This is a genomic window from Pseudomonas sp. NBRC 111131, assembly GCF_001320525.1.
GTDB classification, from domain to species: Bacteria; Pseudomonadota; Gammaproteobacteria; order Pseudomonadales; family Pseudomonadaceae; genus Aquipseudomonas; species Aquipseudomonas ceruminis.
On record NZ_BCBH01000019.1, the window covers coordinates 13,875 to 28,281 of the forward strand.

The following is a 14,407-nucleotide window of genomic DNA, read 5'->3' on the forward strand; positions in this document are numbered from 1 at the left end:
CAAAGGTACTTCCCCTTGCTTCGGTCAGTACGCCAAGTCTGCATAAAACTCATGCTGACACTCAGGGCAACACAGCTCTGCGTCTAAAAGTGCTTCTGGAAGCATAACGGTATCGCCCAGTTGCGAAGCCACGACTGCGCGGCAGATGGCAACCAGAGGGCTATCGCCACCCTGGTAGCGTTGATCTTCTTGGCCAGAAACCCAAGCCTCCCAGCAGTCCTCGCTTACCTCGATCAAATTCACGCGGTACTCAAAGATGGGGTCGTCTCAGAAAACGGAAAATAAAGCACGCTAAGCCGGTTGCAGCGGTCGTAGCGGCCTGAATTTGCCCGCGCCGATCTTGGCACTGTTGCGCCACAGGTAATCGCCGGTCAGGTTGATGTGTTCCCAACCCAGCGGCGACAGGTACTGCAACAGAGCGGCATCGACAGCATGGCCGTGGCCACGCAAGGCATTCGCGGCCCGTTCCAGGTAGACCGTGTTCCAGAGCACGATGGCCGCCGTCACCAAGTTGAGGCCGCTGGCCCGGTAACGCTGCTGCTCGAAACTGCGGTCACGGATTTCGCCCAGACGGTTGAAGAACACGGCGCGGGCCAGCGCATTGCGTGCCTCGCCCTTGTTCAGCCCAGCATGCACGCGTCGGCGCAGCTCGACGCTTTGCAGCCAGTCCAGGATGAACAGCGTGCGCTCGATGCGGCCCAACTCGCGCAAGGCGACGGCCAGGCCGTTCTGGCGCGGGTAGCTGCCGAGCTTGCGCAGCATCAGGGAGGCCGTCACCGTGCCCTGCTTGATCGAGGTCGCCAGCCGCAGGATTTCGTCCCAATGAGCGCGGATGTGCTTGATGTTGAGCGTGCCGCCGATCATGGGTTTCAGGGCTTCATAGGCGGCATCACTCTTCGTGATGTAGAGCTTGGTGTCGCCCAGATCGCGGATGCGCGGCGCGAAGCGGAAGCCCAGCAGGTGCATCAGCGCGAAGACGTGATCGGTGAAGCCAGCCGTGTCGGTATAGTGCTCCTCGATGCGCAGGTCGGATTCGTGGTACAGCAGACCGTCGAGCACATAGGTCGAGTCGCGCACGCCGACGTTTACTACCTTCGTGTGGAACGGCGCATATTGGTCGGAGATGTGGGTATAGAACGTCCGCCCTGGGCTGCTGCCGTATTTCGGGTTGATGTGGCCGGTGCTCTCGGCCTTGCTGCCGGTGCGAAAGTTCTGGCCGTCCGACGATGACGTGGTGCCATCGCCCCAATGCTCGGCGAAGGGATGGCGGAATTGCGCGTTGACCAGCTCGGCCAGCGCCGTCGAATAGGTTTCGTCGCGGATGTGCCAGGCCTGCAGCCAAGCGAGTTTGGCGTAGGTGGTGCCGGGGCACGATTCCGCCATCTTAGTTAGGCCCAAGTTGATCGCGTCTGCCAGGATCGTGGTCAACAGAAGGTTCTTGTCCTTGGCCAGGTCGCCAGACTTCAGGTGCGCGAAGTGCCGGGTGAAGCCCGTCCATTCGTCCACTTCCAGCAGCAGTTCGGTGATCTTGACGTGGGGCAGGATCATCGCCGTTTGGTCGATCAGCGCCTGCGCGGTATCGGGCACCGCCGCATCGAGCGGCGTGATCTTCAGGCCCGACTCAGTGATGATGGCGTCCGGCAGTTCGTTGGCCAGCGCCATGCGGTTGACGGTGGCGAGCTGCGTTTCCAGCAGCGTCAGTCTGTCATGCAGGTACTGGTCGCAGTCGGTGGTCACGGCCAGCGGCAATTCGCTGGCTTGCTTGAGGCTGGCGAATTTTGCGGGCGGCACCAGGTAGTCCTCGAAATCCTTGAACTGGCGGGAGCTTTGCACCCAAATGTCGCCGGAGCGCAGCGCGTTCTTCATCTCCGACAGTACGCACAGCTCGTAGTAACGCCGGGCGATGCCGGTGTCGGTCATCACCAGCTTCTGCCAGCGCGGCTTGATGAACTCGGTCGGCGCATCGGCGGGCACCTTGCGGGCGTTGTCGCTGTTCATGCTGCGCAGCACTTCGATGGCGTCGAGCACGTCCTTGGCAGCGGGCGCGGCCCGCAGCTTGAGCACGTCGAGGAATTCCGGCGCGTAGCGGCGCAGCGTGGCATAACTCTCACCGATGCGGTGCAGAAAATCGAAGTCTTCCGGCTGCGCGAGCTTCTGCGCCTCTGTGACGCTCTCGGCGAAGGCATCCCAGGACATGACCGCCTCGATGGCGGCGAACGGATCGCGTCCGGCTTGCTTGGCCTCGATCAGTGCTTGACCGATGCGCCCGAACAGCCGCACCTTGGCGTTGATCGCCTTGCCGGATGCCTGGAACTGTTGCTGATGCTTGTTCTTGGCAGCGTTGAACAGCTTGCCCAGGATGCGGTCGTGCAGGTCGATGATTTCGTCGGTGACGGTGGCCATGCCCTCAATGGCGAGCGCCACCAGAGTGGCATAGCGGCGTTGTGGCTCGAACTTGGCGAGATCGGCAGGCGTCATCTGGCCGCCTTCGCGGGCGATCTTGAGCAGGCGATTCTGGTGTACCAGTCGTTCGATGCTGGTCGGCAGATCAAGCGCCTGCCATGCCTTGAGGCGTTCGATGTGTTCCAGCATGTGCCGCGAATTTGGCTTGGCCGGTGACTGGCGCAGCCAGGCCAGCCAGGTCGTTTTGCCGTTGTCCCGACGCTTGAGCAGATCGTCGAGGCGGCGGCGATGCGCGTCCGCAAGCGGTTCGGCCAAAGCGTCGTAGATACGCCGGTTGGCTCGGGTGATCGCCTCGGCACCCGCCCGCTCGATGGCGTTGATGGCAGGAAGAATGACCGACCGCCGCCGCAGGTGTTCGATCAAGGCGCTGCCCAGCACGATGCCCTTGTCAGTCTGCATCGCCAGCTTGGTCAGTAACTGGACGGCCTGCCGATAGTGGCTCGTCGTGAACGGCTGGAAGCCGAACACTGTTTGCAGTTCGATCAGGTGCTCGCGCCGGGTCTGCTCCCGCCGCCCGTACTCGCCCCAGCTTTCGACGCTGACCTTGAGCTGGTCGGCGACCAGTTTCAGCAAAGGCGGGAACGGCAACTCATCGACGCCAAGAATGACGCCAGGAAAACGCAAGTAGCAAAGCTGCACGGCAAAGCCCAACCGGTTGGCCGGGCCGCGTCGCTGCCGGATGATGGATAAGTCGGTATCGCTGAATGTGTAATGCCGGATCAGGTCGTCCTTGGTGTCCGGCAACGCCAGCAGGTTTTCCCGCTCGGCAGCGGACAAGATGGAGCGACGAGGCATAGCTATCCAGTTCTCAAATATTGATACAAAGTCTCCCGACTGATCCCATAGGCGCGAGCGACCGTCGCTTTCTGTTCGCCGTCAGCAATGCGACGCTTCAGCTCGACAATTTGCGGTTCGCTCAGGGACTTTTTCCGTCCACGGTACGCACCACGTTGCTTGGCCAGCGCAATGCCTTCACGCTGCCGCTCTCGAATCAAGGCACGCTCGAACTCGGCAAACGCGCCCATGACCGATAGCAAGAGATTCGCCATCGGTGAGTCTTCGCCGGTGAAAGTCAGACTTTCCTTGACGAACTCAATGCGCACCCCGCGCTTGGTCAGTTTTTGCACCAGGCGGCGCAGGTCATCCAGGTTGCGGGCCAGCCGATCCATGCTATGCACAACAACCGTGTCACCATCGCGCACAAACGACAGCAAGGCATCGAGTTCTGGCCGCTGGGTGTCCTTGCCCGATGCCTTGTCGGTGAACACCTTGTCCACTTGGACTTGTTCAAGTTGCCGTTCCGGGTTCTGGTCGAAGCTGCTGACCCGGACATAGCCGATACGTTGACCTTTCAAGACGCCTCCGAGGCTGAATGTGTCAAGAAAGAATCTATGACGTTTGGCGGCATGTGTCAATAAATTACAAACTAAAGCCTATTCTGACGCTACGCGTGCAGAGTGCCTGACATCAGGATAGGGTATAGGTCAAGCTGACACTATGTGGATTGTAAAATTTGCTCATTGCTGACTGCCATGAGTGTCAGTTGCTCGAAGTCCTGGTGAGGGCTACTTTTGAGTGCCAGTTAGTCATTTCGCGGCTGGCTTCATAGTGAGGAACTCTTGGGCAACCTTGACGGTTTCCAGCGGGGCCTCTTCCTGAGGGACATGACCGAGCCCGTTGAAGAACATGACCGTGCTGCCAGGAATGTCATGATGGAAACGTTCGGCATACTCAAGTGGTATCAGCCTGTCCTTTCCGCCCCAGATGATCAAAGTCGGTTGTTTTACCTCCTTGATCTCTCGCTCGAATTCGCCGCCCTTCATCTGGTTGAAACGGGCAACAACAGCCTCTCGATTGCCCGCGCGTAACGTGGTCTCGTAGTAGCGTTCAATCAACGCAGGCGTCACTTTTGACGGGTCACCGTACACATTGCGTACGCTGTTGGCGACGATGCTCTTTGGCAATATATGGGAGATGACTGGACTGAGGAGTGGGATGCGAGCCAGCCTGAAGCCGAGGGGAACCGATTGCGACTCGTATTTGTAGCCAGCGGCATCAATCAGAATCAATTTCGTGATTCTGCTCGGGTAGTCCACGGCTGTCTTCCACGCCACATAACCCCCCAGCGAATTACCCACCAGCACCGCATGCTGCACATGCAACTGACTCATCAGTGATGCCACAAAATGAGAGTAAGTCTCAATGTCGTACTTGCCATTGGGGTTCGGCCCCGTGAGACCGAAGCCCGGTAGGTCTACTCGGATCACGCGGCGCTGCGACTTCAATTGAGACACCCAACCATCCCAGGTATGGAGGCTGGAGGAAGTGCCGTGTAAAAGCACGATGGGCTCGGAATCGTCGCTTGGCCCTTCGTCTCTGACGTGTGCTTTCATTCCATCCACATCCATGAACTGTGATGGCGCAGGTCCCAAGGTAGGAATGAGTTCTTCAACGGGACGGTCTGGTGCCCAGACGGAAGCGATGCCAATAGCTCCGACGACCAGCAAGGCGGCTGTGATCTTGATGACTCGCCTGGACACTGGCGATGGATGTTTCACGGACTTGCCTATGAGGAGTGTCGCCATGCGATCCGTCCACTTGGTATAGGGCGGCTTGGTCAGTTTTCCAAAAATGTTTGCCGTCAGATCGCTCTGCAGAAGAACTCCCTTTTTCTTGGAAAAGGTGACGAAGCCATCAAAACCGTGGTACGCACCCTGTCCGCTTGGCCCGATTCCGCCAAACGGTAGGTCATGCTGCGCCAGGTGATAAATGCAGTCATTGACAGTGACACCGCCAGACACCGTTCGATCAATTACGCTGGCGATGCGGCGCCGATCATGATCAAAATAATACAGCGCCAATGGCCTGGGCCTGTCGTTGACCCACTTGATGGCATCCTCCATCGTTCGGTAGGTAAGCACTGGCAAGATCGGACCAAATATTTCCTCCTGCATCACTCGCATGGTGTCCGTAACCCCAACCACAATGACTGGTGCGAAAGCGCGATTTCCCGCAGGACGTGTCTCTTCGTTCTGAACGAGAGGTACGACAGTCGCCCCCTTGTCAAGAGCATCCTGCAGAAGCGCCTGCATCCTGTCGTACCCTGCTTGATTCACCATCCATGCGTAATCGGCACTCGAAACGGGGTTGGCATGACGGCGGAACGCCACCTTGGCAGCCTCCGCTTGAAATGCTTCAAGCTGATGTTCATGCACCAGGACGTAATCTGGCGCCACACAGGTTTGGCCCGCATTCCAGAACTTCGCGGAGCAGATTCGGTCGGCAGCCACTGCCGTGGAAAACGATTCGTGCACCAACGCCGGAGACTTGCCTCCCAATTCCAAGGTGACAGGCGTCAGGTTGGCCGCCGCCGCTTGCGCCACCAAAGTGCCCACCCGTGTTGACCCCGTGAAGAGGATGTGGTCAAAGGGCAATGCAGCAAACGCCGCTGCGAGGTCAGATCCCCCGGTCACGACGGCGACATGATCGTTCGCAAAACACTGCTGGATCATTCTGTGGATGACGTCTGCGGTGGCAGGGGCCAGTTCGCTAGGTTTGACGATCACCCGGTTGCCCGCAGCCAACGCGTTGGCCAATGGCGAGAGCGTCAGCATCACCGGGTAGTTCCATGCGCCTATGACACCGACCACCCCCAAAGGCTGATACACCACCCTGGCTTTGCTGGGCAAAAATTGCCAGTTCACGCTGGCACGCCGGGGCTTCATCCACTTGTGGAAATGGCGGCGGATATAGCGAATTTCGTCGACGACCGGCATGATTTCCAGAAGACGGGTTTCCTGCGTTGGGCGACGGCCGAAGTCCTGGTGCAGCGCGTCGACAAGTGCCCGCTCATTGGCAAGGATTGCGTTAAGAAGCCCGCCCAACGCTGCCATGCGTTGGGCGTAGTCAAGCACGTTTTCACGCGAGGCGTGCCGTTGCCGTTGAAAGAGGTCGTGCAGATTGTTCATGTGGCGTTCTCCATTCCAATGGCGTTCCAGTCCTGATGCTGCGCGTCAGGGATTTTTGACATTGCACGCTCGGTGAGCGCGGTAATGGTCAGACTCGGGTTTACGCCTAGATTGGCTCCCAGCATCGATCCATCGCAGACATACATGTTGCGGTAGCCAAACACGCGGTTTTGACCGTCGCACACGCCTTCAGCGGCGTTTCGTCCCATGGCTGCACCGCCCATGCAGTGCGCAGTCATGGGAACGTTGAGCAGGATTTCGGAGAGGGTTGTTTGCGCGATGCCGCCAGTGGCGCGGGCAGCCTTCACGGCAAAGTCATTGGCGGCAGGGATGAACGTCGGTATGGGCTGCCCGTGCGTCATGAGCGTCTTCTTGAACGGCCAGAACCATGGTCGCTCCCACCGCATCGTCAAATGCCCGTCCAGCGTTTGCATGCAAAGAAAGATCATGGTCTCGCGAGCGAAGCCGAAGGGCGACATCGCCCGTAACGTGGTCACTGGATGGGTGAGCAATTGCTTGGCGAGGGTGCCAATCCAAGTGAATACCCGTGTCCATCCCGGACGCCCCAATGTCATGACCGTGGTCATCAAGCCCATGGAATCAGACCCTTTGGGGTAGCGTACTGCTTCGATATGCGTGTGCGCGTCGATGTGGAGGCCTGATCCGATGCCAATGCCCTCCGAGAGGTCAAGCTTCGAGCCCGGGAATCGCACTGCGATGAGCGACTCTGCATTCGTTCTCACCCGTTGTCCCAAAGCCAGCGAAATGGCAGGCAACGAACCGCACTCTCTCAGCTGGAACAGCAATTCTTGCGTACCCAGTGACGAGGCCGCAAAGACGATACCTCGAGCGCGCATCTGTTTGCGCTGCTTTTTGCCACCGACGGCCGTGGAAACGGTTTCGATGATGTAGCCATCGGTGCCGTCTTTATTCCCGGCTGGTCGAACATCGACGACCTTGGTTTCTGGGAAGACCTTTGCGCCGCGTCGCTCGGCCAGAAATAGGTAGTTTTTGTCCAGCGTGTTCTTGGCGTCGTGTGGGCATCCCACCATGCATCCGCCGCACCCGATGCACGATTTACGTGATGGGCCCTCTCCGCCAAAGTAGGGATCGTCATGACTTGTCCCTGGCGTGGCGCCTTCTGGGCCAAAGAAGACCCCCACGTCAGTGGGATAGAACGTCGATTCGGCACCGACCACCTTGGCCATTTCCTGCAGTCGATGGTCGACGGGCCCCAAACGTCGGTTGACGGTCACACCCAACATGCGCTTGGCGCATTCATAGTGGGCGGGCATCTCCTTTTGCCATTCGCCCAGTCCCGCCCAACTGCCTTGCTGCCAAACATGCTCAGGGGGAACTAGCAATGTGTTGCCGTAGGTGATTGACCCACCACCCACCGCGCAGCCATGAAGCACGACCACATGCCGAAAGAAGCGCATGTTGAAGAACCCGCGCAGGCCCAAGGCGGGACGCCAAACCCATCGGGCGAGATTCCAATTGGTTCGAGGCAGATCTTCAGGAGTCCAGCGCCGCCCCTGCTCCAGCACTGCAACGCGGTAACCCTTCTCGGCCAAGCGAAGCGCAGAAACGCTGCCGCCAAAGCCTGAGCCGATCACAACGAAATCAAACTCACCAGGCGTCGTCACGAATGCACTCCTTGCCAAAGACTTTTATTGGCGATAAGTTTATCACCAATTGAGGTACAATGCATCTATGCCTCGTCTTCGGAACCACCCTGTCAATGTCGCTGCCAACCGTGCCACACGGGAACGACTGCTTGATGCAGCCTGTGAGGAGCTGGTGGAGGTCGGCTACTTTGAGACCGATACCAACAAGATCGCCAGACGCGGGGGCTTGGCACCCGCCACCTTCTACAAGCACTTCAGGAACAAGACCGAAGTCTTTGCCGCAGCCTTTGAGCGGCTGGCAGTGGCTGAGGCGCAGCAGCTCGGAGATGCCTGCTTGTCTTATCTGCAAGCGGGGACCGCTCTTGACGACGTAGCAACACGGTTCGCGCAGGCACTCATTGAAAGCCGTCGCCACCTGGTCGTGCTGCGGTCCCACGCGACCGTACTTCAGAGCACTGAGCCTACGGTTCGAGAGGCAAAGGTGACGGTCCGTCGGCTTGCGGTCGAAGCGGCCACGGGATATGCCGCAATGGCAGGCTTGGAAACCTGTTCCTTGGAAGAACTTCACGTCCGGATGTACGTCATTGATGGTCTTGCAGACGCTGTAGCTCGCGGTGACTTCGGGCAACACGGCGTCACCGACATGACTGCGCACCGCGAAATAGTGACGCAATGGAAAGCTTGCTTTGTGTTGCCAGGAACATTCGAGCCCGACCAATCATGATCATGGTGTACCGGCCAGGTACGCATGATGCCCCTCGCCAGTCGACGGCAACCAGCAGCGTGCACCGCTACGAAACGCGGACTGGAGCGATTGCCGCAGAGACTTTGCTGTAATCGCCGGTACCGCATCAGTTCATCGACCAACTCGCTGGCGGCTGGCATCGGTCAGGTCTTAGCACCTTTGCCCAGAACCTCGAGCCACCAGCACTCCCGACCATCACCGCTGCGGCGTGCGAAGAAGCCTCCTATGGAGGCGCAGCAGCACCCAGATCGGCGCGGGCAGTTCAGGCCACTACGACGACCGTTGCAACTAGCTTAGCGTGCTTTATTTTCCGTTCTCTGAGGCGACCCCAAATACAGGATGTGGGTTTCGATAGTCATGGGTTGAATCTCCTTTCGCAGATTGCCCCGGAGCGGTTGCCGCCGCTGGTGTCCGGGGGTGTCGAGGCGGTATTGCTTCGACGTGGTTAGTATCTCAAAAAGCGGCCCTTACGTCAACTATTCGTCAAACAATATTTGACCTAAAGTTTACTGGAATTCCACCGATCACAGGGCAAAAAAAAGCCCCGGACGTGTCCAGGGCGGGGAAGGCAGTCGCGTCACTGCATCATCCAAGTGAAGCGGTACGGATCCATGAACGGAATATCGTCGTCGAAGCTGTCGAAGTCGGCGGCGGGCTGCGGGGAGGGTTGCGGCGGCTGTTGCTGCGCTGGTCGCCGTTGGGCCTGCTGTGGTCGCTGTGCCTGCTGGCGGGGTGCCTGCTGCTGGCCTTGATTGTACGGATCACCGCCTTGCTGTTGGTTCTGCGGACGCCCGCCCAGCAGCTGCATGGTGCCTTGCATGTCCACGATGATCTCGGTGGTGTAACGCTTGATGCCGTCCTTCTCCCATTCGCGGGTCTGCAACTTGCCCTCGATGTAGCACTGGGAGCCTTTGCGCAGGTACTCGCCGGCAATTTCCGCGACCTTGCCGAACAGCGAAACGCGGTGCCACTCGGTGCGCTCGACCTTCTGGCCGCTCTGCTTGTCTGTCCACTGTTCGCTAGTGGCCAAGCTCAGGTTGGTAACGGCGTTGCCGTTGGGCAGATAGCGGACTTCAGGGTCTTGTCCGCAAGTGCCAACGAGGATCACTTTGTTTACGCCACGGGCCATGATGAGTCTCCTTTCTCGCGAAAGTGCCCGGTCTAGACCGGGCACGCTGGGTTAAATGAATGCGTCGTTGATTGCTTCGATCAGCAATTGCTTTTCGGTTTCGCTGTGCATGTTGACCAGCATCTCATTGAACAGGTCCACCCCTTTCCGCGAACCCAGCTCGTCGTCCTCGATCACCTCCAGCTCGTAACGGATCAGGTCGATGAGATCGGCCAGAACAATGACCGCGCAGACGTTAAACGGGTGTTGGATCACTGCCTGAGAATCCATGGTTGCCGCCTCCGGTTTGCGCATCCCCTTAGCGAACGAAAGGAAGTCTTCTTTCGTCAGGAAATCGCCGTCCTCTAGAAAGGTGCTGGTATTCATTTTTTGTATCTCCTTCGCAGATTCCCCGGAGCGGTTGCCGCCGCTGGTATCCGGGGTGTCGAGGCGGTATTGCTTCGACGTGGTTAGTATCTCAAATCGGGGCGCTGTCGTCAACTGTTGGTCAAACAATCTTTGACGAATAATTGACTTGACGCGGCGCGCTTTTCGGAGCTGCTTAGATGCCGAGGTGGGAGCGGGAGGTAAACATAAAGCGCGCCCGCGAAGCGGGTGCAGCCCCGCTTTTGCCCTGGAGCGTGAGTCTCCCCCGGTGGATCTGCTCGTCAGCCTTCGGTTGGTCGCGGTAAGCCCCGACTACCCGGAGCTGGGCCGCCGTCATGGGGACCGTGGAATAGCGGAGCGACCGAAGGGAGTGAGCATATGCCGCGAAAGCCCCTTGACGGCATAGGCCCAGCGGAGGGTAGGCGATTAGGGCTGATAGCGGCCAGCCGGAGGGTGATGAGCACACCCAGGACGCGCAGGGGCGGCAAGGTGGCCAGCAGGCCGCCGCGCAGGCCGACAGGCCGGAGGGCAAGCGGAGCGCGCAGCACCTGGCGGGCCAGGTGCGCAGGCGAGAGGGATTGAAGCCCGAAGGGGCGAGACGCGGCGCAGCCGTGGCTCGATGCGTAGCACGAAAGCCCGGGCCGCAGGCCTCGCACTAGATCTTCTCGCTGGCCAGGTGGTGGAAGTACCAGGCCAATTCGGGACGCCCCCCGCCCATTTGTTGCTTGATGGCAGTCACCAGATCCTCGCGAACTTGGCCGGTCGCTGTTTCCAGGCGCTGGCGGATCTCATCAACCTCGGCGCTGGCGACCCATTCAAGGCAAGCCAGGTAATCGAGCACGCCCTTTTCCTCTGTTGGTGTAAGCATCTGCAAATCCCTCAGCAGTCAAACTGTCCGTGACAGAAAGGCGCCATCTAGGCCTTTTTCTGTCGGTTAGGTGTCTTCTTTGTGGTCCCTGGTTGGGCCTCCTTTGGCTGCTCATGCTTGGCGGCCATCTGCTTGACCAGCTCGGCTTCCTCGGGGGTGAGCCAGACCATGACGGGCACAAGGCCGACTGTTTGGCGTTCCAGCACGGCGGTTACGCGCTTGATTGCAGCGTGTACAAGCTGCCGCGACTGGCCGATGTTGTTGGCCACCTCGATAGGTTCCTTGCCCTCCACCAGCACCGCCCTGGCAATGTCCAGGGTTTTGGTGGACATGCCCCGGAGCGCAGGCAGGGAAGCGGTCCATTGTTCGGCGGTGTATTTCGGCTGGGTGGGCTGCATTCGCGGTTCCTTACTGTTGGCTGAATGCCCTGCTACCGGCAGGGCTACGGGTCAAGCGTGAGCCTGGTTCATTTGCTCGATGAAGCCCCGCGCATGCGCTTCCAGGCGGCGGGCGTCTGTGGTGCCGGCATGGAGCCGGTGCCGTTTGACGCCCTGGGCGGTGGCTTTCCAGATGACGTAAAACGTCCCCTCGTTGTTGCGCTCGATAGTAATGGCAACGCCCTGGTCACTGGTACCAACCTTGGCGGCGACTGCCGCCACGGTTTCGCTTTCCAGTGTCTGGCGGTCCCATACCAGCAGGGGCACAAACTGCGGGTCGTTGATCGCGTCGGCAGTCTCCAGGCCGCCCGGATCGCTCAACCACGCTTCGTCGTCTTCGTCCCAGGCTTCGGCGGTGATGGGGAACATCCACGCCAAGAGTGGCCGACCGTCCTGCACCTGGCAGGCGTAAAGCTGGTCAGAGTCGAGCAGAAACGCCACGCAATCCCCAGGGATGAGCAGGCCGTGGCCAGGGTTAGCCCTGAGTAACGATCGGTAGGCTTCCAACGTGCGTTCGTAGGTCATGGTCGGTTCCTCGATCTTAGGCCTTGGCCACGGCCAGGGAGTGGGTAGCAACGCGGCGCATGATGAGCAGGTGGGGCAGGGTGGCCAGGCCGGTCAAGGTCCAATAGCGCCCGCCCCACTGGGCAAAAATCGTCGTCATGTTGCCGTGGTCCAGGTCGGCCAGCTTGAACGACGCGCCCAGCTCGTCGGCGTGGTAGTCGATTACGGGCCGCTGCGAAAGGTTGAACTCGAAACGGGCGGCGGTCGTGCGTGCCGGTGGCGTGCCGTAGGCGCGTTCTTGATCGATCAAAAACGCCTCTTCGTCGCCCAGGATGGCGCCGGGGTAACGCACGCGCAGCTCGGGCAGCATCAGGCCGGAATGCTGGGCCATCCACATGTTCGGCCCGATCTGGCGGGCATAGTCGATGATCGCGGTATGGCCAGGGACATAGAAGACTTTGCACATGGTTCGATCCTCCAAGGGCGGGGGAAAGCCGGGCGACTAGCGCCCGGCTCGCCAGTTACGCGGCGGCTTGGCCGCTGCGCAGGGCCTGGGCCAGTACCCACAAGGCGCGATTGAGTTTCACGTCTTGGTCAATGCCGTTAACGGCGCGGGTAGTGGTCCGGCGTCCTTGCTTGTTGCGGCCACGCAAGCCGCCCTTGATGGTGTTTTCCTGCACGCGGTTGAACGTGGTCCAGAGATCGCTTGCGCGGTCTTCGGCACGGCGCGGCATCAGCAGTTGCGACGGCGTGACCGGGGCAGGGCCTTCGGATGGGTCGTAGCGGTAGGCCAGGGCCGCCATGGCGAACGCTTCTTGCTCTTCCTGGCGCAAGTGGTAGTGCTGCATGTCGTCAAGGTTGGCGTCGATCTGCTCGAACTGGCCCAGCACCTCATAGGCACCTTCGATAACGTCGTTTACTACGTCGATGCGGCCGCTGTGGCGCACTTTCTGATCCATCGCCATATCGCCCAGGACCAGCCCGTTAGCGCACACGAAACGGAACTTGCCGGCCATCATCTGGTAGCTGCTGCTGCCGTCGTGGCTGTTCAGCAGAATGATTTCGTTCGCTTCCTTGCTCATGATGTTGCTGGCATGGCGCAGGCGAATCATGTGCTTGGTGTGCTCGCGTTTGTCGGTGTTACGGACGCGGGTCTGGCACGCCATGAACGGCTGAAAACCTTCGGTGCGCAGCGCATCGAGCACCTTGACGGTTGGAATGTACAGGTAACGTTCCGAACGGCTGTCGTGCGCTTCCTCGGCAAAGATCGAGGGCGCCACGCGGGCAATCTCGTCATTGGTCAGAGGGGCATCGCTGCGGATCATGCACGGGTTACGGAAGTTGCTGGAAAGACGCATTTTTGTATCTCCTTCGCAGATTCCCCGGAGCGGTTGCCGCCGCTGGTGTCCGGGGTGTCGAGGCGGTATTGCTTCGACGTGGTTAGTATCTCAAATCGTGGCGCTGTCGTCAACTGTTGGTCAAACAATCTTTGACGAATAATTGACTTGACGCGGCGCGCTTTTCGGAGCTGCTTAGATGCCGAGGTGGGAGCGGGAGGTAAACATAAAGCGCGCCCGCGAAGCGGGTGCAGCCCCGCTTTTGCCCTGGAGCGTGAACCTCCCCCGGTGGATCTGCTCGTCAGCCTTCGGTTGGTCGCGGTAAGCCCCGACTACCCGGAGCTGGGCCGCCGTCATGGGGACCGTGGAATAGCGGAGCGACCGCAGGGAGTGAGCATATGCCGCGAAAGCCCCTTGACGGCATAGGCCCAGCGGAGGGTAGGCGAATAGGGCTGATAGCGGCCAGCCGGAGGGTGATGAGCACACCCAGGACGCGCAAGGGCGGCAAGGTGGCCAGCAGGCCGCCGCGCAGGCCGGCAGGCCGGAGGGCAAGCGGAGCGCGCAGCGCCTGGCGGGCCAGGTGCGCAGGCGAGAGGGATTGAAGCCCGAAGGGGCGAGACGCGGCGCAGCTGTGGCTCGATGCGTAGCACGAAAGCCCGGGCCGAAGGCCTCGCGCTATGCCTCGAATGACGCCAGGTCGATCACTCGCCGGCACCCTGCTCCAGTTCCAGCAAGCGCGCTGTGGTGGCCTGCTCGATCAACAAATACAGGCGCTCAACCTGCTGTTGTTCCAGCGCTTTCAACAACTCCAGGGCCTCTACCATGCCCTCGACGCGGGCCTGGGCAATCAAGCAATTCGCCGCGCTGGTGGCGGTGGCCACCTCGGCCAGGCGCCTGCGCAACACGACCTGATAGCTCGGCGGCAGGATCAGGCCAGGCAGCAATTCCGGTTCGTTTCGCAT

Annotated in this window: 13 protein-coding genes; 1 reads left to right on the forward strand and 12 read right to left on the reverse strand. The window is 60.0% G+C overall.

Annotated elements, in window-relative coordinates; genetic code table 11:
• Positions 1-291: 291 nt before the first annotated feature.
• The 4 genes from APH34_RS17480 to APH34_RS17495 form a co-directional block, all read right to left on the reverse strand.
• Entirely contained in the window at positions 292-3,258 is a 2,967-nt protein-coding gene (locus tag APH34_RS17480; protein ID WP_054902273.1) for a Tn3 family transposase, read from the reverse strand.
• A gap of 2 nt (positions 3,259-3,260) precedes the next feature.
• Complete coding sequence (locus tag APH34_RS17485; RefSeq protein ID WP_054902274.1) at positions 3,261-3,818, reverse strand: recombinase family protein; 558 nt, start codon at positions 3,816-3,818, stop codon at positions 3,261-3,263.
• 231 nt (positions 3,819-4,049) lie between these two features.
• Complete coding sequence (locus tag APH34_RS28740; protein WP_082422831.1) at positions 4,050-6,431, reverse strand: aldehyde dehydrogenase family protein; 2,382 nt, start codon at positions 6,429-6,431, stop codon at positions 4,050-4,052.
• Positions 6,428-8,077, reverse strand: coding sequence for a GMC family oxidoreductase (locus APH34_RS17495; RefSeq protein ID WP_054902275.1), 1,650 nt, complete (start codon positions 8,075-8,077; stop codon positions 6,428-6,430). The genes APH34_RS28740 and APH34_RS17495 overlap by 4 nt, the downstream gene beginning before the upstream one ends.
• Before the next feature lie 67 nt (positions 8,078-8,144).
• On the opposite strand from APH34_RS17495, the gene APH34_RS17500 reads away from it, so the two are divergent.
• The gene (locus APH34_RS17500) at positions 8,145-8,783 is read left to right on the forward strand and encodes a TetR/AcrR family transcriptional regulator (RefSeq protein WP_082422833.1); all 639 of its coding nucleotides are present in this window, start codon (positions 8,145-8,147) and stop codon (positions 8,781-8,783) included.
• A gap of 598 nt (positions 8,784-9,381) precedes the next feature.
• Here the strand turns inward: APH34_RS17500 and APH34_RS17505 are convergent.
• From APH34_RS17505 to APH34_RS17540, 8 genes are all read right to left on the reverse strand, one after another.
• Positions 9,382-9,933, reverse strand: a complete 552-nt coding sequence (locus APH34_RS17505) for a single-stranded DNA-binding protein (protein ID WP_012477636.1) — start codon at positions 9,931-9,933, stop codon at positions 9,382-9,384.
• A gap of 51 nt (positions 9,934-9,984) precedes the next feature.
• Positions 9,985-10,299 carry a hypothetical protein gene (locus APH34_RS17510; protein WP_054882042.1) on the reverse strand — a complete coding sequence of 105 codons (315 nt, stop codon included), beginning with the start codon at positions 10,297-10,299 and terminating at the stop codon, positions 9,985-9,987.
• A 655-nt stretch (positions 10,300-10,954) separates the two neighbouring features.
• A complete protein-coding gene (locus APH34_RS17515; protein ID WP_172671999.1) occupies positions 10,955-11,167 on the reverse strand; it encodes a hypothetical protein in 213 nt (70 codons plus the stop codon).
• Between the two features lie 47 nt (positions 11,168-11,214).
• On the reverse strand, positions 11,215-11,565 hold the full coding sequence (locus APH34_RS17520; protein WP_046094857.1) for a TrfB-related DNA-binding protein: 351 nt from the start codon (positions 11,563-11,565) through the stop codon (positions 11,215-11,217).
• Positions 11,566-11,616: 51 nt separating this feature from the next.
• On the reverse strand, positions 11,617-12,129 hold the full coding sequence (locus tag APH34_RS17525; RefSeq protein ID WP_054902277.1) for a hypothetical protein: 513 nt from the start codon (positions 12,127-12,129) through the stop codon (positions 11,617-11,619).
• Between the two features lie 16 nt (positions 12,130-12,145).
• Positions 12,146-12,574: a hypothetical protein gene (locus tag APH34_RS17530; protein WP_054902278.1), complete on the reverse strand. Its 429-nt coding sequence runs from the start codon at positions 12,572-12,574 to the stop codon at positions 12,146-12,148.
• A gap of 55 nt (positions 12,575-12,629) precedes the next feature.
• The gene (locus APH34_RS17535) at positions 12,630-13,466 is read right to left on the reverse strand and encodes a DUF932 domain-containing protein (RefSeq protein WP_015272400.1); all 837 of its coding nucleotides are present in this window, start codon (positions 13,464-13,466) and stop codon (positions 12,630-12,632) included.
• A gap of 680 nt (positions 13,467-14,146) precedes the next feature.
• Positions 14,147-14,407, reverse strand: coding sequence for a hypothetical protein (locus APH34_RS17540; RefSeq protein ID WP_054902279.1), 261 nt, complete (start codon positions 14,405-14,407; stop codon positions 14,147-14,149).